Raw genomic sequence first — 24,272 nt, 5'->3', positions numbered from 1 at the left:
CCGTCCAAGGCGTCAGGCCGCCTGCAGCCCCGCGCGGCGCCTCTGCCGCGCGGCGCGGTCGATCGCCAGCCGATGCCAGATGATAATCGTCATCCCGACCGACAGAGGGATGGCCCACATCGCGGGATGCAGCGCGAGCTCGGGGAAGATCCGCACCGACCCGAAGGCCATGAAGGCGGTGTAGACGCTGATCCCCGCGCCTACCAACGCCTTCACATGCTCCTTCAGCCAATCCTCGCGCGTCGGCTTGTCCTTGGCCAGGAACCAGAGGTTCGTCGCACCCGTCACAAGCCCGACGATCGCCAGCCCGATCAGCAGCTTCTCGTCCATCAGCCACCCCTGGATGGCGCAGTTCACCGACGTCGCGATCACGACGACCTGCAGCGCATACATCGCGGGCGTGCGGTTCAGCGCCGGGTTGCCGCGGTTGCGCACCAGCATCCAGCCATACCAGGCCAGGTTGATCGTCAGCGTCGCCGCGCAGAGCATGAGATGCCCGAAGAAGCCGCGCACGAAGACCTCGTCGAAGCGGCCGACCAGCTGCGGATGCGTGCCCATCGGGTCATACAGCGAAAGCAGGCTCATGCAGACGGCGTAGCTGCCGGTGCAGAGCAAGGCGAGGGTGAAGACCTGGCCCCATTTCCGGTGCGCCGGCCCGCCCTTCCTGCCGATCACCGGAACCCAGAAGCTGATCGCACCGGTCGCGCCGGCGAGGATGTGGGCGATCACCAGCGTATGGAAAACCCAGTGTTCCATGAGGCCCTCGTGTCCGAAGTGACAATGCCACTTGACACTTCGGGGTGTAAAGCGCCGGAATCAGCACTGGCGCAGGCCACACCGACAAGCTGCGTTCACAGGACCGCATGATCGACGCGCCCATGGCCGAGGACGTCGCCCGCCGTGCCGGCGCGCAGGGCTGGGCGCCCTTCATCCCGCCCTACACGCCGCCCTGGCCCGCGCTGCCGTCGCTGGTGCGTGCGATGCTGCGGGGCGACGGCGACCTGCTCTCGCTGCTGCCACGCGAGGCCTATCACATGAAGATCGGCCCGCTCGGCTATTCCAGGCGATCCATCGTCGTGGTGAACGATCCCCCGCTTGTCCGCCACGTGCTGTCTGACCCCGAGGGCATCTTCCCGAAATCCGACCTGATGGTGCATGCGCTGGAGCCGCTGATTGGCGACAGCATCTTCGTTTCCTCCGGCGCGACCTGGAAGCGCCAGCGCGAGATGATCGATCCCGCGCTGTCGCTGATGCGCGTGAACCGCGCCTTCCCCGCGATGCAGGCCGGCGTCGCGGATGCAGAGGCCGAATACGACGTCCATGCGAAGGACGGCACGCGCTTCAGCCTCGACCTCGCGATGAGCCACCTGACGGCGGATATCATTTGCCGCACGGTGTTCACCACGACGCTGGCGACCAGGACCGCGCACGACGTCTTCGACGCCTTCACCGAGTTCGAGCGCCGCGTCGCCCAGGTCGAGATCCGCCGTCTGATCTGGGACAAGGCCTGGACCAGGGCGCCGCAGAAGACGCCGGTGCTGGAAGCCTGCGCCGTCATCCGCGCCCGCATCGGCGAGATGCTGGACACGCACCTCGCGGCCGGCGCCAGCTTCGACGACATCGCGCAGCAGGTGATCGAGGCGCGCGACGACCTCGGCGGCAAGGCCTTCACGTGGGAGGAGCTGATCGACCAGCTCGGCGTGCTGTTCCTCGCGGGGCACGAGACCAGCGCGAGCGCGCTGACCTGGGTCTTCGCGATCCTCGCGACGCAGCCCGCGCTGGTTGCGCGGCTGCGCGCGGAGGTCGAGGAGGTCACCAACGGCGGCCCAATCGAATACGACCACATCAAGCGCCTGACGCTGACGCGCAACATCTTCCGGGAGACTTTGCGGCTCTATCCCCCCATCACCTTCCTGCCGCGCGTGGCGATGCAGGACACCGCGCTGAACGGCTACCGCCTCAAGAAGGGCGCGCTGGTGATGGTCGCACCCTGGGTGCTGCACCGGCATCGGCTCTACTGGAAGGACCCGAACCGCTTCGACCCCGACCGCTTCCTGCCGGAACGCGAGGGGAAGATCACCTCGGGCGCCTACATTCCCTTCGGCATCGGGCCGCGCATCTGCGCCGGCGCCGCCTTTGCGACGATCGAGGCGACGCTTCTCATCGCGCGCCTGTTCCGCCGCTACGACTGGACGCTGGATGCGCCCGACAGCATCCGTCCGGCGGCCAGGCTCACCACCCGCCCGGTGGACCAGGTCATGTGCCGCGTCGCACGCGCATGACCGGCACCGTGATCGTCACGCTCGGCCGCCTGCCCAAGGGCCTCGACATCTGCCGCAGCTTTGCCGCGATGGGCTGGCGCGTGGTGGTGGCGGAGCCGCATGCCCGCCATCTCTGCGGCGCCTCGACCAGTGTCAGCCGTTCCGTCCGCATGCCCGCGCCCGCCGAGGGCAAGCGTGCCTATCTCCGCCTGCTGGCCGAGGCCGTGCGCAAGCATGGCGCGGACCTCGTCGTGCCGGTGTCGGAGGAAGCGATGCATGTCGCCTTCCTGCCGACCTGGTTGCCCAAGACGCCGGTCCTCGCCATGGCGCCTGAGGTGATGCTGGCGCTGCACCACAAGGGCCGCTTCATCGAGGTCGCGCGCGATGCCGGCGTCGCCGTGCCCGACACCTTCATGCTTGGCTCCGACCAGGCCGCGGCGATGGCGCGCGAGTGCCGCGTCGTCGTGAAGCCCGCCCACTCCGCCGCCGGCCGCGGCGTGCGCGTGGTGGCCCCCGGCAAGCTTTTGCCGGCGCCGGATGGCGAGACCGTCGTGCAGCGTTTCCTGCCGGGCGCCGAATACTCCTCCTGCACGCTGGCGCGGGACGGGCGTGTCATCGGCACCACGATCTATCGCGGCGTGCAGTTCGCGGGCTCCGTCGCCTGCGCCTTCGAACGCGTGGACCACGAGCAGGCGGAGGCCTGGATAGCGCGGGTGGTCGAGACGCTCCGCTGGACCGGCTTCATCTCCTTCGACCTGCGGGAGGATGCCGACGGCCGGATCCACGGCATCGAGTGCAACCCCCGCACCACCAGCGGCCTGCACTTCTTCGAAACGGCCGACATCGCGCCGGCGATCCTCGGCGACCGCGACACGCTGCGGCACCGCCAGGCGCGGCGGCTGCAGCAGTTCTGGTCCTGCCTGACGGAGACGCAGCTGTCGGCGTTCCGTCTGGAACGCGCGGCGCTCGGTCATCTGAAGAACCTGCTGAGGACGCGCGACGTGACCTGGGCCGCGCGCGATCCGCTGCCGCTGCTCACCATGCCCTACACCGCCTGGCCAATCATGCGCGACGCGGCGCGGAAGCGCGTGCCCTTCGGCGAGGTCGCGACGCTGGATGTCGGCTGGTTCGAAGGGGAGGTGCGCGACGCGCCTACCGCAACGGCCGAGGCACCCGGAACGGCAGCATCGCGTACATCAGCGGCGACCTGAAGCGATCCAGCGACAGGCTCTCATGCACCGCCGGCGCGTCGCGCCCGAGCAGCCGCGTCTCGATCTCCGACCTTGAATAGAAGGGCGCGTCGGTCAGCGTCCGCGTCACCCGCGCCGGGCCCTCGGCCCGCGTCGGCCGCCGCAGGCGCCACAGCGTGCGCGGCAGTTCGACGGGCGGGGGCGGCGCAAAATCCGTCAGCGCGCCGTCATCCGTCGCGCGCGCTGCGATCGAGATCGTCGATCCGTCGCGACGCTCCGCGTTGTAGAGGATGGCCGTGGCGTCCGGCAGCGCCGCGCGGCACCAGTCCCACTGACGAAAATCCTGCTCGAGCGGCGCCCCGCCCTCGTTGGTGTCGAAATACGCGTCGCCCGACCAGCGCAGCGCCGGGCTTTCCAGCTCGACCTCCACGCGCGAGCGCGGCGCGATGGGCTGCCAAGTATGGCGCCCGTCGGAATCCAGCACGAAGCGACGCGTGTGCAGCGCAGTCGGATGCAGACGCACCACGCCGCGCAGGCGTGACGGCAGCGGCGCCGTCACCTCCTCGATCCGCACCGTCAGGGTGGTGCCGTCCCATTCCAGTCCGCTCGGCCCGATCGCCAGGTGATCCGCGTCGCGATGCAGCGCGTGGCGGCGCCGGTCCGTCATCGCCCAGCGCGAGGGCGTGCCGTAGAGCACGACGTTCAGGCAGCAATGGTCGTGCGGGTCGCCGCCGGTCCCGCCCTCGGCCCTGCGCGCCAGCGCATACCACGGCGAGAACACCGTCCCGATGAAGGCGATGATGGTGATGCCGTGCCTGCCGTCATCGGACAGCGCGTCGAGGTACCACCAGCAATAGCCCCGCCGGCCGACCGGCCGGTCGAAGGCCCAGCTTCGCGTCGCCGGAACGGCGCGGTCATTCGCCTTCGGCATGATGGCGTTCATGCCTTCTCCTCCATCACCCGCGCCGCGGCCAGGCGGCCGGAGATCGCGGCCATCGCCACCCCCGCGCCGGGATGCGCGCTTGCCCCGGCCAGGAACAGGCCGGGCAGTTTCGTCCGTGCGCCGGGCCGGCTGAACGCAGCCTGCCAGCCATGCACCGCCGGCCCGTAGAGTGAACCGCCGACGCCGGGGAACAGGCGGTCCCAGCCGGCCGGCGTGGTGACCACCTCCGCCTCCGGCCGCCGGTGGACGGTCAGGCCGGCGCGGCCCAGCCGGTCGAACACGACCTCGCCGCAACGCGCGATCGCGTCCTCCGTCAGCGGCCGCGAATCCGCGCGAGCCGGGGCGCTGATCATCGCGAGCAGCCGTTCCGGGCCCTCCGGCACGGCGCCATCACCGCGGTCCTGCGCGACCAGCGTCACGGTCGGCGTCGTCGGCAGCTTCGCGCGGTAGCCGATCTCCGCGTATTCCGCGGTGGGGTCGTCGGCATGCACGACGGTCTGGCGCGCCGGGGCGAAGCCCTCGACCGTCGCGCGCAGCGCCCAGGTGACGGCGGAGAAGGACCGCCTCTCCGGCGCCAGAGCCTCCACCGCCGATGTGACGGCACGGCCGTAGCGCCCGGCGGCGAGCGTGGGCGCATCGCCGTTGAACACCACGGCGGAGGCCTCGACGACCTCGCCATCCGCCAGCGTCACGCCTGCCGCGCGCCCGCCCGCGACCGTGATTGCCCGCGCCTCCGCGCAGTAGCGGAATGCGGCGCCGCGCGCCTCGGCGAGCGCGGCGAGCGCCTCGGCGAGGCAGGGCATGCCGCCCGGCACGGCCCAGAGCCCCTGCTGCTCGACATGCGACACCATCATCAGCGTCGCCGGCGCCTGCAGCGGCGACGAGCCGACATAGGTCGCGACCCGCGCGAAGACCTGGCGCAGCCGCGGGTCCGGGAACAATACGGCCAGCGATTCCCAGAGACCGCTGAAGGGCGAGGTGCCGAGCAGCCGCCGCAGTCCCGACTGCATCGCCAGCGCCAGCGCGCCCGGCCGCTGCGCCGTCAGGAAGGGGCCCTCCAGCGCGTCATGGATGCGCTTCGCCCGGTCTCGGAAGGCGCGGTAGCCCGTCACCGCCGCCGCCCCCGCGAAGTCTCCGATCGCGGCCTCCGCCGCCGCCGGGTCCACCGGCAGGTCGAGCCGCCGGCCATCCACCCAGGCGTGCCGACCCAGCAGCGCTTCCGGCACCAGGCCTAGACGGTCGAGATGGCCGCCCGCCTCGGAGAAGATCGACTCGAAAAGGGGACGCAGGGTGAGCAGGGCAGGGCCCACACCCACGGGGACGCCGTCGACCATCACCTCCCGGATCTTGCCCCCGGGCATGGCGGCGCGTTCGAGCACCAGGACGTCGCGCCCCTTGGCCGCCAGCAGCGCCGCCGTGACGAGGCCGCCCATCCCGGCGCCGATCACCACGACAGGCCGGCTGCGGGCACCCATGCGGCACTGAAGGCGCTGACACTGTCTTGTGTCAAGTCAACCTGACAACTCCGCCGTTTTTCACGCAACCCCGAGCGCGAAACGGCGTAGGACAGGGGTCAGGCATTCCCGACGGTCTCAGCCGTCATTACTTATTGACGTCAAAGGGCTTCAGGCTCACATGGCAAGTCAGGAAGGCCAGAAGCGCTGCCAATAACCGGTGAGGGCCGGGCCGTCGTGGCCCGTGCGGGGCCGGGCGTTCGGGAAACACCGGCATGTCTCGCGTCGCCATCACCCAGCCCGACGTCACCCTGGTCCTCGACTGGGACGGCATCATCCGCGACGCCTCGGTCTCCACCACCATCGCCAAGGAGGGGCTGGAGGGCTGGGTCGGCCGCCGCTGGACGGACACCGTCAGCGACCTCGCCGGAGAGCAGGTCCGCCGCATGGTCGAGGATGCGCGCGACCGCGGCGTCTCCGCCTTCCTCCAGGTCACGCAACGCTTCCCCAACGGTCTCGAGCTGCCGATCGAGTACACGACCGTCCGCCTCGGCGGGCAGGCCGGGCTGATCGCGGTCGGCAAGTCGCTCCAGGCCGTGCAGGAATTGCAGACCCGCCTGGTCGCCGCCCAGCAGGCGCGCGAGCAGGATTACTGGAAGCTGCGCGAGATCGAGATGCGCTCGCGCCTGCTATTCGACGCGTCTTCCGAGGCCGTGCTGGTGATCTCCGCCGCCGACCTCCGCATCATCGAGGCCAATCCCGCCGCGATCCGCGAACTCGGCTTGGCGCCGGGCTGGGACTTCGCGCAGGAGGTGGCACCCCGCGACCGCACCGCCTTCCAGGAACTGCTGGCCCGCGCGCGGGAGCATGGGCGCACGCCGGGCGTGCTGCTGCATCTCGGCGCGACCGCCACGCCCTGGCTGATGCGCCTGTCGGTGATGGCGCGCGACCCCGGGCCGGTCTTCCTGATCCAGCTCGCCTCCGCTACGCCCGAGCCCGGCCGCGCCCTGCCGCGCGCCGTCCCGCCGCGCACGGACGAGCTGCTGGAAGCGCTGCCCGACGCCTTCGTGGTCTGCGACGCCGATGGCCGCGTCCGCCGCGCCAACCGGACCTTCCTCGAGCTCGCGCAATCCGCGACCGAGGCCACCGTGCTCGGCGAGCCGCTTGGCCGCTGGCTGGCGACGCCGGGCCAGGACGCCGCGGTGCTGCTGCGCACGCTGCGCGAGCATGGCGAGGTCAGCCTGTTCCAGACCACGCTGACCGGCATCCTCGGCACCGAGGCGACGGTCGAGATCTCCGCCACTGCCTCGAGCAAGGGCGGGCCGCTCGCGCTCGGCCTGATGATCCGCGACGTCGGCCGCCGCATCCGCGGCGTGGACGCCGCCAGCGACGAAATGCACGCCGCGCTGGCCGAGGTGCTGCGCGACATGGGCCGCCTGCCGCTGCCCGTGCTGGTCCGCAACACCGCCGCGGTGGTGGAGCGCGCGCGGATCGAGCAGGCGCTGCGCGATGCCAATGGCAACCGCACCGCCGCCGCCGACGCCCTCGGCCTGTCGCGGCAGAGCCTCTATGCCAAGCTCGAACGCTATGGCATGCAGGAGGCGCGCGACACGGAGGAGGACGTCACGGGATGAGCGCGCCCGGCCCCGCGCCCTCCGCGGAGCCTGCCTTCGGCGAGGCGAGCCTCGCCGACTGCGAACGCGAGCGCATCCACCTCTCCGGTTCGATCCAGCCACATGGCGTGCTGCTGGCGGTGCGCGAGCCCGACCATGTCGTGGTGCAGGCCAGCGCCAACGCGCCCGCGGTGCTCGGCTTCGATGCCGTCATCGGGCAGAAGCTGCGCGACCTCGGCGGCGACATCGCCTCCGCCATCCTGCCGCGCACGCTCGAAGGGCTGGAAAGCACGCCGGCGACGCTGCGCCTGACCGCGGGGGCCGAGCCCGCCGCCTTCGATGCGATGATGCACCGCCCGGCCGGCGGCGGCCTGATCCTGGAACTCGAGCCCGCCCAGCCGCAGCCCGACATCGCGCGCCGGGTGGAAACCGCGATGCAGGCCTTCCTGTCGTGCTACGCGCTGAAGCAGCTCTGCGAGGAAGCGGCCCGCGTCTTCAAGGAGATCTCCGGCCATGACCGCGTCATGGTCTATCGCTTCGCCGAGGAAGGGCATGGCGAGGTCTTCGCGGAATGCCGCGAGGGCAACCTCGAATCATTTCTCGGCAACCGCTATCCCGGCTCCGACATCCCGCAGGTCGCGCGCAAGCTGTATGAGCGCAACCGGCTGCGCGTCGTCGCCGACGTCCACTACACCCCTATCCCGATCGAGCCGCGGCTGAACCCGCTGACGGGCGACGACCTCGACCTCTCGCTCGCGATGCTGCGCAGCGTCTCGCCGATGCACCTGCAGTTCCTGAAGAACATGCGGGTGGGTGCCACGATGATCTGCTCGGTCATGTCGGGCGGGAAGCTCTGGGGCCTGGTGGCCTGCCACCACGAGACGCCGCGCCGCCCGCCGCTGTCGGTGCGCGCCGCGGCCGACCTGCTGGCCGAAGCGCTGGGCACGCGCATCGCCGCGCTGGAATCCTTCGTCCAGGCGCAGGCGGAGCTCTCGGTCCGCCGGCTAGAGCAGCGGCTGGTGGAGGCGATCTCGCGCGAGGGCGATTGGCGCGCCGCGCTGTTCGACAGCCCCGCGACGCTGCTGCAGCCCCTCGGCGCGACCGGCGCGGCGCTGCTCTTCGAAGGCCAGGTGCAGACGCTGGGCGACGTGCCGTCCACCGCCGTGCTGCGCGAGCTCGGCAGCTGGCTGGACGGCCGCCCGCACGGCCTCGTGCACACGCAATCGCTGAAGCGGGACATGCCGGCGCTGGCCGCTGCCACGCCGGTTGCGGCGGGCGTGCTGGCCGCGCCGATCTCGGCCTCGCCGGGCGAGTACCTCATCTGGTTCCGGCCGGAGCACCAGCGCACGCTGGTCTGGGGCGGCAATCCGGACAAGCCCGTCGAACTGGTGGGCGAGGAGCGTACGGTTTCGCCGCGGCGTTCCTTCGCGAAGTGGCACCAGCTGGTGGAAGGCTGCGCCGATCCCTGGACGCCGCGCGACCTCGCGACGGCGCGTCTGGTCGGCGATTCCGTCTCCGACGTGGTCATCCAGTTCCGCGCCGTGCGCATGCTGATCGCGGAGGACCAGCTGGCGCAGGTGCGCCGCCAGGTCGCGCTGTCCGACCAGCCCGTCGTGGTCTGCGATTCCCGCGGCGGCATCACGCTGGCGAACGAGGCCTTCGACCGGCTGCTGCCGGCGCTGGCCGGTGCGCGGCCGCGGCGGATGGAGGAGCTCGCCCCCTTCTTCGCCAACCCCGCCGAGATCCGCCGGCGCCTCTTCGACCTGCTGGAGAACCGGCAATCCTGGTCGGGCGAGGTGCGGCTCGCCGACGACGAGGGCGCGGGCAGGCCGATGCTGGTCCGCGCCGATCCCGTGTTTTCCTCGCCCGACCGGATCCTCGGCTTCGTGTTTCTCTTCAACGACCTCGGCGAGCGCAAGGCGGCGGACGCCGCGCGCAAGCGCTTCCAGGACGTGATCGCGGAAAGCCACCGGACGCGGGCGGGCTGGCTCGATCGCCACGCCGACATGGTCTTCCAGGGCATCCTGGCCTCGCTGGTGGAGAACGCGCAGCTCGCCGCGCTCGAGATCGCCGAAGGCGTGGACGTGTCGCGGATGCCGGCGATGCTGGAGAGCGTGCGCGCCTCCGTCGCGCGCACGACCGAGGTGCTGGAGATGCTGGCCAAGCAGCTCGGTTCGGCGAAGCCCGATCGCTGGGACGATGGCTGAGGCCTCGGCGCGGGAGAGGTTGCGACTCGCGACCCAGGCCGCGCATGAGCGGCTGCATGTGATCCCTGCCTTCGAGGCGCTGGCGCAGGGCCGCATCGCGCTGCCAGACTATGCCGCGCTGCTGCGCCGCAAGCTGGCCTTCCACCTGGCGCTGGAGCGGCGGCTGGCGCAGGCGCCGTCCTTGGCGCCGTACGGGATCGAGCTCGCGGCGCGCCGCCGGTCGCCCCTGCTGCGCGCGGACCTCGCCTTCCTCGGCGCATCGGACGATGTCGAGCTTGCGCCGCTTCGGCCCTTCGCGACCGCGCCAGCGGCGCTCGGCGGTCTCTATGTCGCGGAGGGCTCGACGCTCGGCGGAAGGCAACTCGCGCGTGCGCTGGACGGCGTGCTGCCGCCGACCGGCGACGGCCGCCGGTTCCTGCTCGGCCACGGCGCGCGCCACGGCGCGCTGTGGCGTGCCTGCTGCGACGCGATCGAGCTGTGTGGCGGCGCCGAGCCCGCGCTGGCCGAGATGATCCGTGGCGCGGACGCGACCTTCGCGGCGTTCGAGGCGTGGTTCACCGCTTCTTCCCCCGCCCGATCTTTCCCCTCTCCCGCCGTTGCGGGGGAAGCCTGGGGAGGGGGCTGAGAGCCGCGCCGCCGACCGCGACGCGGTCCCGGTTCTGCGCCCTTTTCCGGACCGACGACGGGCGCCGCGCCCGTGCTGTCAATCGCGCCGGCGTCGCCTATATCGGCGCCGATGGATCCCCAAACCGAACTCGCCAAGGTGAAGGCCCGCATCCGCGCGCTCGCTGCCCGCACGGTCGATCGCGGCTGTTCCGAGGCCGAGGCGATGGCGGCCGCCGCCAAGGTGGGCGAGCTGCTCGAGATCTATGGCCTCTCCATGTCCGAGGTCGAGCTGCGCGAGGAGGCCTGCATCCAGCGCGTGATGGTCTTCGACGACCCGCGCCGGCAGGCCATGAACTGGCTGTTCCCGGCGCTGCTGCGCTTCACGGAATGCCGGGGCTGGACCGTCGGCCGCGCGGACTACGTGATGTTCGGCCTGGAGCCCGACGTGCAGATGGCGGAGTACCTGATGCATGTCATCGCGACCGCGCTGGCCCATGAGGAAGCGCGCTTCCGCCAGGCCGAGGACTACGCGGCGCGCCTGGCCGGGCCCGGCCGCAAGCCGGCCTCCGCCCGTGCCCAGGCCGCGCTGCGCAGCTTCCGCATCGGCTTCGCGGACCGTGTCTCCGCGCGACTTGGAGAGCTCGGCAGCCACCGCCGCGCGACGGAACAGGCGCAGCAGCAACAGGCCATGCGCCGTGGCAGCGCGGGAACGGCGCTGGTCCTGCTGAAGGAGCGCAAGATCGAGGAAGGCTTCCGGGCGCTCGGCGTGCGGCTGCGGACGGTGACCCGCAGCACCGCGATCCGCGACCGCGGCGCCTATGGCCGGGGTCGCGAGGCCGGAGGCCGCGTCGGCCTGGACCGCCCGGTCGGCGCCGGCGCGACGGGCCGCCTGCCGCGCAAATGACCTGGCACGACCGCCAGGCCCGCAAGCTGTATGAGTGGGAGGACGCCGTCGTCGCGCCGCGCGACCGCAGCCTGGTGCCCTTCGCGCAACTCCAGTCCCTGGTTGATCACGTCTGGGCCGAGGAGGGCCGGCAATGGCCGCCCCGCGTGCGGCCCCTGCCGAAGCAGGCCCGCCGCACCGTCGCCCGCGCCACGCGCACCGCGATCGAGGCGCCGGCGGAGCTGCCGAGCTGGGTCCTGCTGCACGAGATCGCGCATGCCCTGACGGCCGATGTGGACGGCACCCATGCCGGCCATGGCCCCGACTTCGTCGCGGCCTATCTGCGGCTGCTGGCCAGGCATGCGCGCATGGACCGTGCGATGCTGGAGGAAAGCCTCGCGCGGGCCGGCATCGCCTGGACCCGGGACGAAGCTAATCCGCCCTCGCCCCGCTGATGCGGATAATCTCGGCGTAGCGCGCGCGTTCCGCCCGCATGAAGGCGCCGAACTCCTCCGGCGTCATGGAGAGCGACTCCGCGCCGATCCCCGTCAGCTGCTCCTGCACCGCCGCCTCGGACACCGCGGCGCGCATCACCGCGTTGACCCGCGCCACGATCTCGGGCGGCGTGCCCATCGGCGCCGTCACGCCGAACCAGGAAGTGATGTCGAAGCCCGGTACGCCGGCCTCGATCATCGTCGGCAGTTCCGGGATGAAGCGCGAGCGCTCCTTGCTGGTCACGGCCAGCCCGCGCATCGCGCCGCTGCGGACATGCGGCAGGATCTGGGGCAGGTTGTCGAAGGCCATCTGCACGCGCCCGGCCAGCATGTCCGTCAGCATCGGCGCGCCGCCGCGATAGGGCACATGCGTGATGTCCACCTGCGCGAGCATCTTGTAGAGCTCGCCCGCGAGATGGACCGACCCGCCCGACCCCGCAGAGGCGAAGTTGATCTTCCCGGGCTCGGCCTTCGCCAGCGCCGTCAGCTCCGCGACCGACCGCGCGGGAACGGATGGATGCACGACCAGGATGCTGCCGATCGTCGCGAAGGCGCCGACCGGCATGACGTCGCTGACGCCGTCATAGCCTGGGGAGGGGAACAGCAGCGGCCCGCTGACATGCGTGGACGGCGCCGCGAAGGCCAGGGTGTAGCCATCCGGCGCCGCGCGCACCGCGGCCTGGGTGCCGAGCGTCCCGCCCGCGCCCGCGCGGTTGTCCACCACCACGGGCTGGCCGAGCCCCTCCGACAGCTTCGTCGCGACCATGCGCCCCATGACGTCGCTGAGGCCCCCCGGCGGGAAGGCGACGACCAGGCGCACGGGCCGGCGCGGCCAGGCCTCCTGCGCCATCACGGCAGGCGCGGCGAGCAGGCCGAGGGCGAGCGATGCCAGGCTGCGGCGAAGCATGGGCGAAGTCTCCGGAGTTCTTTCCGCCCAGCATGTCGGGGCGGCATGCGGTGCGGCAAGCGTCATCCCGGTGTCGCGCCGACGACGACCGGCCGATCGGGATCGGCCGCCCAGGCAGACCAGGAGCCCGGGAACATCGCCGCCGTGACGCCGATGGAAGCGAGCGCCGCCGTGCCATGCGCGGCCGAGATCCCCGCGCCGCAGGTGAAGCCCACCGGCCGCGACCCGTCCGCGCCGAGCGCGTGGAAGAGGTGCCGCAGCGTCTCCGCGTCGGCGAAGCGCCCGTCCTCCATCAGCACGTCGGCGGCCGGTGCGCTGACCGAGCCCGGGATGTGCCCGCGCCGCGGCGCGCCGGGTGGCGTGGCGCCGCCGATGTAGTTCACGCGCACGCGGGTATCCAGCAGCACGCCCTCGCGCGCCATTCGCGCCGTCGCGTCGGCATCCATTACCGGCAGCCCGCCGGGCGTCAGCACGACGTCGCTCGGTGGCGGCGCACCTGGCGTCGTCGCAACCGGCAGACCCGCCGCGAGCCAGGCGGGAAAGCCACCGTCGAGCAGCCGCACATCGCTCAGCCCGGCCCAGCGCAGCACCCACCAGCCGCGCGCCGCGACCAGGCAGCGATCGTGGTCGTAGACCACCACTGGGACGCCGGTGCGCAGTCCCCAGCGCCGCGCATCCGCCTGCAGCTTGTCGATCGCCGGCAGTGGCCGGCTGCCCGCGGTGCCGCCGCCGGGAGACGCCAGCTCCGTCGGCAGGTCCACATCCACCGCGCCCGGGATGCGCGGCGCCCCAGCGAAGTCGCCGGGCCCGTTGCGCACCGCCAGCACCGACACCGGCTTCCCCGTCGCGATCAGCGCGCCGAGTTCCTCGGCCGTCGCCAGCACCTGCGCGCGCGGATCCATCGCCCTATCCCTCCACCGACAGCACGCCGCGATGATCGAGCGAGAGCCCCGCCACGCCCGGCCGCGCCGCGAACAGCTCCACGGGATGGAAGAGGTAGAGCCAGGGGGGATTCTCGCGTAACCGCGCGAGACAGCGCCCATAGGCCCGCGCGCGCGCGGCATCGTCCACGCAGCGCCGTGCCGCGGCGATCAGCGGCTCCAGAGCCGGGTCCTCGTAGCCCTGCCACCACTGGCCGCGCGTCGTCGCGGAGATCTTGTCGTCCAGCACCCGGAAGCTGCTGTTGGGCGAGCTGTCGAAGATCGCGAGATCTCCCATCTCGCCGCGCCCGCATTGCCGCGCATAGTCCGGGCGGTCGGCCTCGGTCTCGACGCGCACGGACAGCCCCGCGCGTTCCAGGTCGCGCGCGACCATCGCGCTGATCGCGGGCGCGCGTTCCGGCATGTGCAGCGGCGTGCGCAGCACGACCTCGCCGCCGCCCGCTTTCGCGAACAGCGCCTTCGCGCGGTCCGGATCGTGCGGGATCGGCGCCACGCCGGCCTCGCGGAAGCCGAGATGGAAGGGGCTGACGATCGTCGCGGCCGGCACGCCGAGACCGTGGAACACCTCGTTGACGATCGCGTCCACGTCCACGGCAAGGTTCGCCGCGAGCCGGGCCTCTGCGCTGGCGAAGAGCCCGCGCCGGCAGTTCAGGTAGTACATCACCGACAGCGTGTTCGCCGCCTCGCCCCAGATCAGCCCGTCCGCGCCCCGAGGCGCGCGCGCCATGCGTTCGAGGTTGGTCGCGGCATCCGCCTCGCCCACCAGCACCGCGTCGTGCCGCGCCTCGGGCGAGGGGATCGCGCGCAGCACCAGCCGCGCCGGCCGCCGCGCGGGATCCACCGCGCGCAGATCGGCCATCACCCTCGGCTCATGCGCTTCCACCCGGTAGGGCCCGGTGCCGAGCAGCGCGTCGCCGCCCGCGGCGGCGCGGGCGCAGAAGAACTCGGCCAGCACCTCAGGCAGGTCGGCAAGCGGCGCCAGCGTCGAGATCCGCAGCAGGTCGGTGCCCGCCGCCTCGATCACGGCGCCGCGGAGGTAGCGCGCGTAGGGCCAGGGCATGCCGAACATGTCGAGGCCCGCGGTGTGGTGCCCGATCGTCGCGACGACGTCCTCGGCCGTGCAGCGCGCGCCGTCATGGAAACGCGCGCCCTGGCGCAGCCGGAAGTGCCAGTCCCGGCCTTCCGGGTCCACCGTCCAGGACGCGAGCAGCCCCGGCCCCACCACCCCGTCGCGCCAGCGGCAGAGCGGCTCGAAGACCAGGGAGCGCAGCGTCAGGATGGAGGTGTCGTCGGTGACGCGCCCGAACGGAAGGAACTCGACCCGTTCGAGAGCCAGCGTCAGCGCATCTGCGGTCACTTCTTCTGCAGGGACTCGAGCTGCGCCTTCAGCCGGTCCACCTCGGCCTGCAGCGCCGCGATGCGCGCGGCCTCGCCCGACGGCTCCTCGAGCCCGCCGCGGAAGGGGGCGAAGAGGCTCATGGCGCGCTCCATCATCGCCATGTTCTGCTTGCCCATCTCCTCGAGGCCCATCAGCGGGTTGAAGCCCCCTATGGTGCTCTCCATCGCCCGCCGCACCTGGTCCTGCTGGCGGGAGAAGGCGCCCATCACGCTTTCCAGGTAGCGCGGCACCAGCGACTGCATGCTGTCGCCGTAGAAGCCGATGATCTGGCGCAGGAAGCTCGTCGGCAGCAGGTTCCGCCCCTTCGCCTCCTCCTCCACGATGATCTGGGTCAGGACGGATCGCGTGATGTCCTCGCCCGACTTGGCGTCGTAGACCACGAAGTGCCGGCCCTGCCGGACCATGGTCGCGAGGTCGTCGAGCGTGACGTATGACGAGGATTCCGTGTTGTAGAGCCGCCGGTTCGCGTATTTCTTCACGACGACAGGCGGGCTGGCCGGCGCCTCGGCCGCGTCCGCCGGGGGGTGTGCGGTGTCTGACATGCTTTTGCCTTCCGTGCGGGGGTTTGCCCCTTGGACCCGCCGCTTGGCACCGATGCTATCATGGGCCGCGCTGCGGTGCGAAACACCAGATGGACGAAAATTGCTGGTCCGGCCCTCAATCCCGAGGCATGGCGGCCCGCTGTCCGCTCCCCACCGGTTTCCAGCCTGCACGGTCGCGCGCTAGTGAAGCTCCATGACTGCGCCCGACCCGGACGCCGATCTCGAGAAGCTGGCCGAGGATTGGATCACGCTCTGGCAGAGCGAGATCGCCGGGCTCGCCTCCGACCGCGAGGCCGCCGAGGCCTGGGCCGCGGCGGCGTCCGCCTGGGCGGCGCTCGGCGCGGCCTGGATGCGTGCTGCCGCAGCACCCCCCTTTGGCCGGGCTGCGCCTGGCTGGCCGCCCTTCACACCGCCGCATGACGGCCCCGCTGCGCCGCCGCGGCCCGCGCCCGCTCCCGCTGCACCTGATGCTGGCAGCCAGCCGGGGGTGGCTCGCGCTGGCCGACGCGACGATGCCCTCCTCCAGCGCCTGGCCGAGCTGGCGCGCCGCCTGGCCGATCTCGAGGGCGGGCCAGGCGGAACGTCAGAGGATCCTGGCAAGCCTCGCCGACGGAAACCACGCGCCTGAGGCCTTCCGCGCCGCCCTGTTGCGGCGTCTGATGCGGCAGGACCGGGCGCTGCTGGCCGGCATCGCCGCCTATCGCCGCCATCCCTGGCAGCGCGACCTGCCCGATCCGCTCGCGCCGTGGTCGGAGGGCGGGTCGCGGTTGCTGGACTATTCGCTCCCCGGCGCGAAGGGGCCGTCCGTCCTCTTCGTGCCCTCGCTGGTCAATCGCGCGCATGTGCTCGACCTCACGGCCGAGACCTCGATGATGCGGTTCCTGGCGGGGCAGGGGGTGCGGCCGCTGCTGCTGGACTGGGGATGGCCGGGCGAGGCCGAGCGCGCCTTCACGCTCACGGACTATGTCGCGGGACGGCTGGAGCGCGCGGTGATGGCGCTGCCCGGGCCGGCCGTCTTGGTGGGCTACTGCATGGGAGGCTTGCTCGCGCTTGCCGCCGCGATCCGCCGGCCGGACCGCGTCGCCGCGCTCGGCCTGCTGGCGACGCCATGGGATTTCCATGCGACCGAAGAGGACGCGACCCGCGCCCGTGCCGCGGCTGCCCTGCTGCCGGCGATCGAGCCGCTGATGGAGGCGACCGGGACGCTGCCGGTGGACGTGATCCAGATGCTCTTCGCGGGTCTCGACCCCTTCGGCATCGCCCGCAAGTTCCGCGCCTTCGCCCGGCTCGACCAGCGCAGCCCCCGCGCCGCGCTGTTCGTCGCGCTGGAGGACTGGCTGAACGACGGCGTCCCGCTGGCCGCCCCCGTGGCGCGCGAGGCGCTGGGCGGCTGGTACGGCGCCAACACCCCCGCCCGCCTGGCCTGGCGGGTCGCCGGCGCCGTCGTGGACCCCGCCGCGGCCCGCCTGCCTGCCTTCGTCGCCATCCCGCATCGCGACCGGATCGTGCCGCCGGCCTCGGCCCGGGCGCTGGCGGAACGGCTGCCGTCGGCGGTGGTGCACGAGGCCGAGGCCGGCCATATCGGCATGGCGGCCGGCAGCACGGCCGAAACGGCGCTCTGGCGCCCGCTGCTGGCATGGCTGCAAAGCTTGTAGCGGGCGCGGCAACGCACCAGACTGCGACCCACGCCAGTTCCTGAGGAAGGGAAGCAACCCCCATGACCGAGATCGTCATCGCCTCCGCCGCGCGGACCCCCGTCGGCGCCTTCAACGGCGCTTTCGCCAGCCTGCCCGCCCACACGCTGGGTACCGTCGCCATCAAGGCCGCGATGGAGCGCGCCGGCGTGAAGGCCGAGGAAGTGGACGAGGTCATCCTCGGCCAGATCCTGACCGCCGGTCAGGGCCAGAACCCCGCCCGACAGGCAGCGGTGGCGGCCGGCATCCCGGTCGAGCGCACGGCCTTCGGTATCAACCAGCTCTGCGGCTCCGGCCTGCGCGCCGTGGCGCTCGCCGCCCAGCAGATCGCCACCGGCGACGCCGCCATCGTGGTCGCCGGCGGGCAGGAGAGCATGACGATGTCGCCGCACGCCGCGAACCTGCGCGCCGGCACCAAGATGGGCGGCCTCGAGCTCGTGGACACGATGCTGAAGGACGGGCTCTGGGATGCCTTCCAGGGCTACCACATGGGCACGACGGCGGAGAACGTCGCGCAGAAGTACCAGCTGACGCGCGAGGAGCAGGACCGCTTCGCCGCCGATAGCCAGCGCAAGGCCGGCGAGGCCATGAAGGCCGGCCGCCTGAAGGACGAGATCGCGCCGGTGACGGTGAAGTCGCGCAAGGGCGACATCGTCGTGGACAGCGACGAATACCCGAAGCCCGAGACCACCTTCGAGGTGCTGCAGAAGCTCCGCCCAGCCTTCAGCAAGGACGGCACGGTCACCGCGGGCAACGCCTCCGGCATCAATGACGGCGCCGCGGCGGTCGTCGTCATGTCGGCGGCCGAGGCCGCGAAGCGCGGCATCAAGCCGATGGCGAAGATCGTGTCCTGGGCGACGGCGGGCGTGGATCCCTCCATCATGGGCACGGGCCCGATCCCGGCCTCGCGCAAGGCGCTGCAGAAGGCGGGCTGGGACATCGCGAGCCTCGACCTGATCGAGGCGAACGAGGCCTTCGCCGCGCAGGCCTGCGCGGTGAACAAGGACCTGGGCTGGGATCCCGCCAAGGTCAACGTGAACGGCGGCGCGATTGCGCTTGGCCACCCCATCGGCGCGTCCGGCGCGCGCGTGCTGAACACGCTGCTGTTCGAGATGCAGCGCCGCGGCGCGAAGCGCGGCCTGGCGACGCTGTGCATCGGCGGCGGGATGGGTGTCGCGATGTGCGTCGAGCGGGCGTGAGGGTGGCCCGGGGAGGACGCTGTCCTCCCCGTACCCCTCCTGCCAAGGGTCGGTGGACCCTTAGAACCCATGAGACTTAACGACGAAGGGGGAGGGGGCCGAAGTGCCCCCTCCCCCTTCGGCGTTGAAAACTGATTGCGGTCCAGGGGCCCATCGGCCCCTGGCGGGGAGGGCCTGGGAGGGGCAGCGCCCCTCCCGGTGCGAGCTCGCGCCCGCTCACCGCGACCGGGCGCGCGATCTGGTCCTGCATCCGCGCGATCTCGCCGGTGATGCGCTCCTCGCCCATGTCGGCGAGCTGCACGCCGGCATGGATCTCGGCGCTCAGCTCCGCGATGCGGCGGTCCACGAAGGCGCGCAACTCCGCCAGCCGCGGGTCGAGCTCGACGCGAATCGCGTCGCGGACGGCGTGGGTTGCCGGTGTCAGGGCGTCCATGGGGCCAAGGTGACGCGGCCGCATGAACGGGGCGTTGACGCGCGCCCCGTCACCGTCCCGCGCTTGCAACGGGCCGCGGCCCCGGGCGAGGCTGCGGCATGACCGCCTCCCCCTGGACCGTCCTCGACAGCCGCACGCTGATCGACGACCGCTGGATCCGCCTGCGCGCCGACCGCCTGCGCAACGCGCGCGGCGAGGAACTCTCCCCGTGGTACGTGCTGGACTATCCGGACTGGGCGGTGGCGCTGGCGCTGACCGAGGACGACCGCCTGGTGCTGGTTCGGCAGTGGCGCCACGCCGCGCAGGCCTGGTGCCTGGAACTGCCGGGCGGCGTGGTGGACGAGACGGATGCCGACGCCACGGACGCGACGAGGCGCGAATTGCTGGAGGAAACCGGCTTCGCCGCGCGGTCGTGGCGGTATCTCTACGCCGGCTTCCCGAACCCCGCGATCCAGACCAACCGCTTCCATGTCGTGCTCGCGACCGGCGCGCACCGCATCGCCGATCCCGCGCACGAGGCTGGCGAGGCGATTGAGGTGGTGCTGATGCCCGTGGCCGAGGTGCTGGCCGGCATCGGAACCGGCCTGATCAACCAGGCCATGCATGTCGGCGCCGTGCTGGTGGGGCTGGCGGCGGCGGGGCGCATCCGGCCGTGACGTCGCGGCGTTGGACCACGATGACCCGACGCGTGATGCTGGGCGCCCTCGGCGCGGCCAGTCTGCCTGCCGCCGCCGCGCCGCTGCGCGACACCTGGCGCGATGCCGCGCGCGGCCGCGACATCCCGGTGCTGCTTCGCCTGCCGGCGGCGGCGGGACCGCGGCCGGTGGTCATCGTCAGCCACGGCCTCGGCGGCTCGCGCGAGGGGCTGGGCTACCTCGGCGAGGCCTTCGCGCAGGCCGGCTGGATCGCGGTCCATCTCCAGCATCCCGGCAGCGACGACAGCGTCTGGCGCGGGGCGGGCGCCGGGATGGCGGGGCTGGCGGCGGCGGCGCTCGACGTCACGCAGGCCGCGGCGCGGCTGCTGGACGGCATCTTCGCAGTGGAGGAAGTGCTGCGTCGGACCGCGCGCGCGGGCGATGCGCTGGCCGGGCGCGTGGACGGCGCGCGGCTGGCGGTGGCTGGGCATTCCTACGGCGCCTGGACGGTGCAGCATCTGGTGGGCCAGCGCATCCCGGGTGGCGACCGCGGCATCCCGCTGCCCGAGCGGCGGCTGAAGGCGGGCATCGCGCTGTCGCCGCTGCCGCCGCGCGGGCTGCCGCCGCGGCTCGCCTTCTCACGCGTCGCGACGCCCATGCTGCATGTCACGGGCACGCTCGACAGCAGCTTCGTGGACGGCACGACGCCGGCGGACCGCGAGATCCCCTTCCGCAGCATCGAGGGCGTGGCGCAGGCGCTGGTCGTCTTCGACGGCGCCACCCATGCCGCCTTCGCCGGCGAGCCTGCTGCCGGCGCGCGCTGGGCCGATGAAACCTTCCACGCGCGCACCGCGGGGATCGCGGTGCTGTTCCTGCGCGCGATCCTGGAAGGCGACGCCGCCGCGCGGACGACGCTGCGCGCCGGCGCGGCAGGCCTGGTGGCGCCGGGCGACCGCGTCGAGATCAAGGCGATCTGATCGCGCCTCACGCCCTGCTGCGTTGCGCGTGACGTCCGCGGCCGGCCTTTCGCTCGGTGATGCGACGACGTCTCCTGCTGGCCGCGACCATCGCGGCCGCCTTTCCGGCGCAGTCCGCGCCGCTGCGCGATGTCTGGCGCGACCGCCAGCGTGGCCGCGCCGTGCCCGTGCTGATCCGATTACCATCGGAACCGGGGCCGCGGCCCGTGGTGCTGCTCAGCCACGGCCTGGGCGGCACGCGCGAGGGGCTGGCGTATCTCGGCAACGCCTTCGCCGGGTCCGGCTGGATCGCGGTCCACCTGCAGCATGCCGGCAGCGACGCAGAGATCTGGCGCGACGCCTGGGACAAGGAAGCAGCGATCGCCGCGGCGGGCAGTGACGGCGCGGCGGCGGTCGCGCGGCTGCGCGACGCGACATTCGCGCTGGACGAGGTGCTGCGCCGCGCCGCGCTGCCGTCAGGGCCGCTCGCGGGGCGCGTGGATCCTGAGGCGATCGCGATCGCCGGTCATTCCTCCGGCGCCTGGACGGTGCAGCATGTGCTGGGCCAGTCCATGGGCGGCGGCGAGGCGGCGCTCGGCCTGCCCGACGAGCGCTTCTGCGCGGGCATCGCGCTGTCGCCCATCCCGCCGCGCGACCGCCGCGCGCGCGGGACCTTCGCGCGCGTCGCGACGCCCATGCTGCATGTCACGGGCACGCGCGATTCCGGCGTGCTGGAGAACGCGACCGCGACTGATCGCGAAATCCCGTTCCGGATGATCGAGGGTGCGCCGCAAGTGCTCGCGGTGTTCGACGGCGCGACGCACACCGCCTTCGCCGACGAGCCGCCCGGCGGTCCGCGCTGGGCGCCGCCGACGTGGCATCCGCGTGTCTCGGCGCTGTCGGTGCTGTTCCTGCGCGCGATGCTGGAGGACGACGCGGGTGCCGTCGCTGCCCTGCGCGACGGCGCGCGCGGGCTGGTGGGGCAGGCCGACCGGGTGGAGGTGAAAGGAGTTTAGCGCCACAGGACCCTCTCCACCCGCAGGGGGAGAGGGAAGGGTGAGGGGGGCGACGAGGACGGAGGACACGCTCGCCGCCTTGCGCGTCCCCCTCACCCAACCCTCTCCCCCATGAGAGGGGGAGAGGGCTTATCCCGGCGTCACGCCTGCTTCCGCTCGATTAGCCCGCGCCGGATCTTCCGGCCGCGCGCGATGCGGTCCTCGATGTACTCCGCCTGGCCCCAGCGCACCGCGCGGCCCAGCGCATGCGCATCCTCGGTGAAGCGCGCCAGCATCTCCAGCAGCGCCTCGCGATTGTTGAGGAAGACGTCGCGCCACATCGTGGGATCGCTCGCCGCGATGCGCGTGAAGTCGCGGAAGCCCGACGCCGCGAATTTCAGCACCGCTTCCTTCGTCTCCTCCGCCAGGTCGTCGGCGGTGGAGCAGATGGTGAAGGCAATGAGGTGCGGCAGGTGGCTGACGATCGCGACGACCTTGTCATGCGTCGCGGGATCGAGCGTCTCGATCATGCTGCCGCAACGCCGCCAGAGCTCCTTGACCTTCTCGAGCGCCTCGGCGTCGGTGCCAGGCAGCGGCGTGACGATGGTGTAGCGGCCCTGGAACAGCTCGGCGAAGCCGGCATCCGGGCCGGAATACTCCGTTCCCGCCATGGGGTGCGCGGGCACGAGATGCACGCCCCGCAGCAGCAGCGGCGCGAGGTCACGCACCACGCTGCCCTTGGTGGAGCCGACATCGGTGACGATCGTGCCGGGCGTGAGATGCGGCGCGACGGCCTTCATCACCGACGCATAGGCGCCGACGGGAACGCAGAAGATCACGCAATCCGCGCCCTCGACGGCCTTGGCGGGATCGGCCTCCACCACATCGGCGATGCCGAGTTCGCGCACGCGCTCCAGCGTCGCCGGCGTCCTGGCGTGCGCGACGATGGTGCGCGCGACGTCGCCGCGCTGCTTCGCGACGCGCGCGATCGAGCTGCCGATCAGCCCGACGCCGAGCAGGCAGAGACGGTCGAAGAGAGGCGTCGCGCCGGCAGCGCGCGGAGCATCGCTAGCCACGGGCGAAGGCGGTCAGCGCCTCGATCACCAGGCCGCATTCCTCCGACGTGCCGATGGTCACGCGCAGGCACTTCGCCAGGCCGTAGCCGCCCATCGCGCGCACGATCAGCCCGCGCGAGCGCAGATGCGCATCCGCGGCCTTGGCGCGGTCCGCCGTGCCGAAATCGACCAGCAGGAAGTTGCCCTCGCTCGGCCAGACCTTGAGCCCCGCGCCGGTCAGCGCGGCGGCGACGCGGGCGCGCTCCCGCGTGTTGTGCTCGACCGAGGTCTCGACCCAGCCGCGCTCCGCCAGCGCCGCGATGCCGGCCGCCATGGCAGAGGCGTTGACGTTGAACGGGCCCCGGACGCGGCCCAGCACGTCCACGATCGCCGGCGGCGCATAGGCCCAGCCCAGCCGCATCCCGCCCATGCCGAAGATCTTGGAGAAGGTGCGGCACATCACGGTGTTGGTCGCGGCGTCCACCAGCCGCACGCCGGGATCGTAGTCCGGCCGCGTGACGTATTCCGCATAGGCCGAGTCCAGCACCAGCAGGATGTCGTCGCGCAGCCCCGCGCGCAGGCGCTCGACCTCGGATTGCGGCAGGATGGAGCCCGTCGGGTTGTTCGGGTTGGCGAGGAACATCATCGTCGTCCGCGGCCCGACCGCGGCGAGCAGCCCGTCCACGTCGGCCGTCAGGTTCCTCTCCGGCACCTTGATGACGCGGCAGCCGGCCCAGCGCCCGGTGATGTCGTACATCATGAAGCCATGGGCGGACATGACCAGCTCCGTGCCCTCCCCGCCATAGGCGAGGATCAGCATGGACAGCAGCTCGTCGGAGCCGTTGCCGCAGACGATGCGCGCGGGGTCGAGGCCGAAGCGCCTGCCGATCGCCTCGCGGATCGCGGTGGCGCCGCCGTCGGGGTAGCGATGCGCCTCCTTCGCACTTTCCGCGATCGCGGCGATGGCGCCGGGCGGCGGTCCGAAGGCGCCCTCGTTGGAGGACAGCTTGATGATCCGGTTGACGCCCGGGACCTTGGACTCGCCGCCGACATAGGGCTCGACCGACAGGATGGAGGGGCGCGGCATCACGGGCATGGCGGTCAACCCTGGTCGGGAACGGGGGTGGCGTAGAAGCCCAGCACCGTGCCGCCGAGCGCGGCGAGCCTGGCATCGCCGGCCGAGACCACGCCCGGCAGTTCGGCGAGCACGAGGTCGTCGGTGCGCGACAGCTCGGTCGCCGGCAGGCCCGACGCCGCGAGCTGCGGCATGGCGCGCGCGGGCAGACGGACCAGGCTGCGGTCGTCGCCGGACGCGTCGGGAGCGTTGGGCGACAGCAGGAAGATCGTCGGGCCGGCGCCGAGGAAGGGCAGCCGCGCCGCGACATGCAGGCGGGACGGCAGGTGGACGCGCCACCATCGCCCGCCCGGCGGCAGCGCCACCAGCATCTCCGCGTCGGTCCCGGCGACCGCCAGCGCCGAGGCATCGTCGGCGCAGCGCGTCACCACCGCGGCATGGCCGAGATGGGCGCGAAGGACGTCGAGCTGCCCGTCATCGGCCCAGGCCGCGACCGCCACCGGCGCCTGCAGCGAAGCCGTCGCCGCCAGCATTTCGCGCCACAGCCGCAGCAGGGACGCCCGCGGCAGCGGCCCGGCATGGCGCGACAGCAAGCGGCGGATGATCAGCGCCTCCCGCCCCGGGCGGATGGCCGGGGCGTTGCCCTTGGCGCCGCTGGCCGCGAGGCGCGCGACGACGTCCACCCGCCGCATCAGCAGGTCGTGCATGGCGTCATCCAGCGTGTCGATCTCGGCGCGGAGCGCGGCGAGGTCGGCCTCGTTGGTCGGAGCGGGCGAGGCGTTTGACATGG

At 72.4% G+C, this 24,272-nt stretch carries 23 protein-coding genes; 12 read left to right on the top strand and 11 right to left on the bottom strand.

Annotation, left to right across the window (positions count from 1 at the left end; genetic code table 11):
* Nucleotides 1–12: 12 nt before the first annotated feature.
* Complete coding sequence (locus tag ACLF3M_RS10095) at nucleotides 13–756, bottom strand: hypothetical protein (protein WP_430656789.1); 744 nt, start codon at nucleotides 754–756, stop codon at nucleotides 13–15.
* A gap of 107 nt (nucleotides 757–863) precedes the next feature.
* On the opposite strand from ACLF3M_RS10095, the gene ACLF3M_RS10090 reads away from it, so the two are divergent.
* Both ACLF3M_RS10090 and ACLF3M_RS10085 read left to right on the top strand, forming a co-directional pair.
* Nucleotides 864–2,282 carry a cytochrome P450 gene (locus ACLF3M_RS10090; protein ID WP_430656788.1) on the top strand — a complete coding sequence of 473 codons (1,419 nt, stop codon included), beginning with the start codon at nucleotides 864–866 and terminating at the stop codon, nucleotides 2,280–2,282.
* The gene (locus tag ACLF3M_RS10085) at nucleotides 2,279–3,472 is read left to right on the top strand and encodes an ATP-grasp domain-containing protein (protein ID WP_430656787.1); all 1,194 of its coding nucleotides are present in this window, start codon (nucleotides 2,279–2,281) and stop codon (nucleotides 3,470–3,472) included. The genes ACLF3M_RS10090 and ACLF3M_RS10085 overlap by 4 nt, the downstream gene beginning before the upstream one ends.
* Here the strand turns inward: ACLF3M_RS10085 and ACLF3M_RS10080 are convergent.
* Nucleotides 3,414–4,394, bottom strand: coding sequence for a carotenoid 1,2-hydratase (locus ACLF3M_RS10080; protein WP_430656786.1), 981 nt, complete (start codon nucleotides 4,392–4,394; stop codon nucleotides 3,414–3,416). The two genes, ACLF3M_RS10085 and ACLF3M_RS10080, sit on opposite strands and share 59 nt — an antisense overlap.
* Nucleotides 4,391–5,869, bottom strand: a complete 1,479-nt coding sequence (locus tag ACLF3M_RS10075) for a phytoene desaturase family protein (RefSeq protein WP_430656785.1) — start codon at nucleotides 5,867–5,869, stop codon at nucleotides 4,391–4,393. The genes ACLF3M_RS10080 and ACLF3M_RS10075 overlap by 4 nt, the downstream gene beginning before the upstream one ends.
* 254 nt (nucleotides 5,870–6,123) lie before the next feature.
* Here ACLF3M_RS10075 and ppsR point away from each other — a divergent pair, with 254 nt between their 5' ends.
* From ppsR to ACLF3M_RS10050, 5 genes are all read left to right on the top strand, one after another.
* Nucleotides 6,124–7,482 carry a transcriptional regulator PpsR gene (ppsR, locus tag ACLF3M_RS10070; protein WP_430656784.1) on the top strand — a complete coding sequence of 453 codons (1,359 nt, stop codon included), beginning with the start codon at nucleotides 6,124–6,126 and terminating at the stop codon, nucleotides 7,480–7,482.
* A complete protein-coding gene (locus ACLF3M_RS10065) occupies nucleotides 7,479–9,668 on the top strand; it encodes a GAF domain-containing protein (RefSeq protein WP_430656783.1) in 2,190 nt (729 codons plus the stop codon). Before ppsR ends, ACLF3M_RS10065 begins: the two co-directional genes overlap by 4 nt.
* Nucleotides 9,661–10,293, top strand: coding sequence for a biliverdin-producing heme oxygenase (locus ACLF3M_RS10060; RefSeq protein WP_430656782.1), 633 nt, complete (start codon nucleotides 9,661–9,663; stop codon nucleotides 10,291–10,293). Before ACLF3M_RS10065 ends, ACLF3M_RS10060 begins: the two co-directional genes overlap by 8 nt.
* Before the next feature lie 111 nt (nucleotides 10,294–10,404).
* The gene (locus ACLF3M_RS10055; protein ID WP_430656781.1) at nucleotides 10,405–11,178 is read left to right on the top strand and encodes a DUF7168 domain-containing protein; all 774 of its coding nucleotides are present in this window, start codon (nucleotides 10,405–10,407) and stop codon (nucleotides 11,176–11,178) included.
* On the top strand, nucleotides 11,175–11,612 hold the full coding sequence (locus tag ACLF3M_RS10050) for a hypothetical protein (RefSeq protein WP_430656780.1): 438 nt from the start codon (nucleotides 11,175–11,177) through the stop codon (nucleotides 11,610–11,612). The genes ACLF3M_RS10055 and ACLF3M_RS10050 overlap by 4 nt, the downstream gene beginning before the upstream one ends.
* Here ACLF3M_RS10050 and ACLF3M_RS10045 read toward each other — a convergent pair.
* From ACLF3M_RS10045 to phaR, 4 genes are all read right to left on the bottom strand, one after another.
* Nucleotides 11,590–12,558 (bottom strand): Bug family tripartite tricarboxylate transporter substrate binding protein, encoded by a 969-nt coding sequence (locus tag ACLF3M_RS10045; RefSeq protein WP_430656779.1) that lies wholly within the window; start codon nucleotides 12,556–12,558, stop codon nucleotides 11,590–11,592. The genes ACLF3M_RS10050 and ACLF3M_RS10045 overlap by 23 nt on opposite strands.
* A 62-nt stretch (nucleotides 12,559–12,620) precedes the next feature.
* Nucleotides 12,621–13,460: a sulfurtransferase gene (locus ACLF3M_RS10040; protein ID WP_430656778.1), complete on the bottom strand. Its 840-nt coding sequence runs from the start codon at nucleotides 13,458–13,460 to the stop codon at nucleotides 12,621–12,623.
* Between the two features lie 4 nt (nucleotides 13,461–13,464).
* A complete protein-coding gene (locus ACLF3M_RS10035) occupies nucleotides 13,465–14,856 on the bottom strand; it encodes an ABC transporter substrate-binding protein (RefSeq protein WP_430656777.1) in 1,392 nt (463 codons plus the stop codon).
* Nucleotides 14,853–15,440: a polyhydroxyalkanoate synthesis repressor PhaR gene (phaR, locus tag ACLF3M_RS10030; protein ID WP_430656776.1), complete on the bottom strand. Its 588-nt coding sequence runs from the start codon at nucleotides 15,438–15,440 to the stop codon at nucleotides 14,853–14,855. Before phaR ends, ACLF3M_RS10035 begins: the two co-directional genes overlap by 4 nt.
* A 416-nt stretch (nucleotides 15,441–15,856) precedes the next feature.
* Here phaR and ACLF3M_RS10025 point away from each other — a divergent pair, with 416 nt between their 5' ends.
* On the top strand, nucleotides 15,857–17,095 hold the full coding sequence (locus ACLF3M_RS10025) for an alpha/beta fold hydrolase (protein WP_430656775.1): 1,239 nt from the start codon (nucleotides 15,857–15,859) through the stop codon (nucleotides 17,093–17,095).
* Between the two features lie 62 nt (nucleotides 17,096–17,157).
* Nucleotides 17,158–18,333 (top strand): acetyl-CoA C-acetyltransferase, encoded by a 1,176-nt coding sequence (locus tag ACLF3M_RS10020; RefSeq protein ID WP_430656774.1) that lies wholly within the window; start codon nucleotides 17,158–17,160, stop codon nucleotides 18,331–18,333.
* Between the two features lie 76 nt (nucleotides 18,334–18,409).
* Here ACLF3M_RS10020 and ACLF3M_RS10015 read toward each other — a convergent pair whose 3' ends face one another.
* Complete coding sequence (locus tag ACLF3M_RS10015; RefSeq protein ID WP_430656773.1) at nucleotides 18,410–18,766, bottom strand: hypothetical protein; 357 nt, start codon at nucleotides 18,764–18,766, stop codon at nucleotides 18,410–18,412.
* 98 nt (nucleotides 18,767–18,864) lie between these two features.
* On the opposite strand from ACLF3M_RS10015, the gene ACLF3M_RS10010 reads away from it, so the two are divergent.
* Genes ACLF3M_RS10010 through ACLF3M_RS10000 form a run of 3 tightly spaced genes read left to right on the top strand, consistent with a single transcriptional unit; the run spans nucleotide 18,865 to nucleotide 21,373 of the window.
* Nucleotides 18,865–19,422, top strand: coding sequence for an NUDIX hydrolase (locus tag ACLF3M_RS10010; protein WP_430656772.1), 558 nt, complete (start codon nucleotides 18,865–18,867; stop codon nucleotides 19,420–19,422).
* 20 nt (nucleotides 19,423–19,442) lie between these two features.
* Entirely contained in the window at nucleotides 19,443–20,378 is a 936-nt protein-coding gene (locus tag ACLF3M_RS10005) for an alpha/beta hydrolase family protein (RefSeq protein ID WP_430656771.1), read from the top strand.
* Nucleotides 20,379–20,437: 59 nt separating this feature from the next.
* Nucleotides 20,438–21,373, top strand: coding sequence for an alpha/beta hydrolase family protein (locus tag ACLF3M_RS10000; protein ID WP_430656770.1), 936 nt, complete (start codon nucleotides 20,438–20,440; stop codon nucleotides 21,371–21,373).
* Nucleotides 21,374–21,513: 140 nt separating this feature from the next.
* Here ACLF3M_RS10000 and ACLF3M_RS09995 read toward each other — a convergent pair whose 3' ends face one another.
* Genes ACLF3M_RS09995 through ACLF3M_RS09985 form a run of 3 tightly spaced genes read right to left on the bottom strand, consistent with a single transcriptional unit; the run spans nucleotide 21,514 to nucleotide 24,270 of the window.
* A complete protein-coding gene (locus ACLF3M_RS09995; protein ID WP_430656769.1) occupies nucleotides 21,514–22,428 on the bottom strand; it encodes a prephenate/arogenate dehydrogenase family protein in 915 nt (304 codons plus the stop codon).
* Nucleotides 22,421–23,512, bottom strand: a complete 1,092-nt coding sequence (gene hisC / locus ACLF3M_RS09990) for a histidinol-phosphate transaminase (protein ID WP_430656768.1) — start codon at nucleotides 23,510–23,512, stop codon at nucleotides 22,421–22,423. The genes ACLF3M_RS09995 and hisC overlap by 8 nt, the downstream gene beginning before the upstream one ends.
* Nucleotides 23,509–24,270, bottom strand: a complete 762-nt coding sequence (locus tag ACLF3M_RS09985; RefSeq protein WP_430656767.1) for a chorismate mutase — start codon at nucleotides 24,268–24,270, stop codon at nucleotides 23,509–23,511. Before ACLF3M_RS09985 ends, hisC begins: the two co-directional genes overlap by 4 nt.
* Nucleotides 24,271–24,272: the final 2 nt, after the last annotated feature.

The organism is Falsiroseomonas sp. HW251 (genome assembly GCF_050563545.1).
GTDB lineage: Bacteria > Pseudomonadota > Alphaproteobacteria > Acetobacterales > Acetobacteraceae > Falsiroseomonas.
Note: the sequence above shows the minus strand (reverse complement) of the source record. Positions and strands in the feature narration are given on the sequence as shown.

Bases quoted from the DNA above. Each gene is read 5' to 3' on its own strand.
- ACLF3M_RS10095 (WP_430656789.1), bottom strand. From the start codon at position 756: ATGGAACACTGGGTTTTCCATACGCTGGTGATCGCCCACATCCTCGCC.
- ACLF3M_RS10090 (WP_430656788.1), top strand. From the start codon at position 864: ATGATCGACGCGCCCATGGCCGAGGACGTCGCCCGCCGTGCCGGCGCG.
- ACLF3M_RS10085 (WP_430656787.1), top strand. From the start codon at position 2,279: ATGACCGGCACCGTGATCGTCACGCTCGGCCGCCTGCCCAAGGGCCTC.
- ACLF3M_RS10080 (WP_430656786.1), bottom strand. From the start codon at position 4,394: ATGAACGCCATCATGCCGAAGGCGAATGACCGCGCCGTTCCGGCGACG.
- ACLF3M_RS10075 (WP_430656785.1), bottom strand. From the start codon at position 5,869: ATGGGTGCCCGCAGCCGGCCTGTCGTGGTGATCGGCGCCGGGATGGGC.
- ppsR (WP_430656784.1), top strand. From the start codon at position 6,124: ATGTCTCGCGTCGCCATCACCCAGCCCGACGTCACCCTGGTCCTCGAC.
- ACLF3M_RS10065 (WP_430656783.1), top strand. From the start codon at position 7,479: ATGAGCGCGCCCGGCCCCGCGCCCTCCGCGGAGCCTGCCTTCGGCGAG.
- ACLF3M_RS10060 (WP_430656782.1), top strand. From the start codon at position 9,661: ATGGCTGAGGCCTCGGCGCGGGAGAGGTTGCGACTCGCGACCCAGGCC.
- ACLF3M_RS10055 (WP_430656781.1), top strand. From the start codon at position 10,405: ATGGATCCCCAAACCGAACTCGCCAAGGTGAAGGCCCGCATCCGCGCG.
- ACLF3M_RS10050 (WP_430656780.1), top strand. From the start codon at position 11,175: ATGACCTGGCACGACCGCCAGGCCCGCAAGCTGTATGAGTGGGAGGAC.
- ACLF3M_RS10045 (WP_430656779.1), bottom strand. From the start codon at position 12,558: ATGCTTCGCCGCAGCCTGGCATCGCTCGCCCTCGGCCTGCTCGCCGCG.
- ACLF3M_RS10040 (WP_430656778.1), bottom strand. From the start codon at position 13,460: ATGGATCCGCGCGCGCAGGTGCTGGCGACGGCCGAGGAACTCGGCGCG.
- phaR (WP_430656776.1), bottom strand. From the start codon at position 15,440: ATGTCAGACACCGCACACCCCCCGGCGGACGCGGCCGAGGCGCCGGCC.
- ACLF3M_RS10025 (WP_430656775.1), top strand. From the start codon at position 15,857: ATGACGGCCCCGCTGCGCCGCCGCGGCCCGCGCCCGCTCCCGCTGCAC.
- ACLF3M_RS10020 (WP_430656774.1), top strand. From the start codon at position 17,158: ATGACCGAGATCGTCATCGCCTCCGCCGCGCGGACCCCCGTCGGCGCC.
- ACLF3M_RS10015 (WP_430656773.1), bottom strand. From the start codon at position 18,766: ATGGACGCCCTGACACCGGCAACCCACGCCGTCCGCGACGCGATTCGC.
- ACLF3M_RS10010 (WP_430656772.1), top strand. From the start codon at position 18,865: ATGACCGCCTCCCCCTGGACCGTCCTCGACAGCCGCACGCTGATCGAC.
- ACLF3M_RS10005 (WP_430656771.1), top strand. From the start codon at position 19,443: ATGACCCGACGCGTGATGCTGGGCGCCCTCGGCGCGGCCAGTCTGCCT.
- ACLF3M_RS10000 (WP_430656770.1), top strand. From the start codon at position 20,438: ATGCGACGACGTCTCCTGCTGGCCGCGACCATCGCGGCCGCCTTTCCG.
- ACLF3M_RS09985 (WP_430656767.1), bottom strand. From the start codon at position 24,270: ATGTCAAACGCCTCGCCCGCTCCGACCAACGAGGCCGACCTCGCCGCG.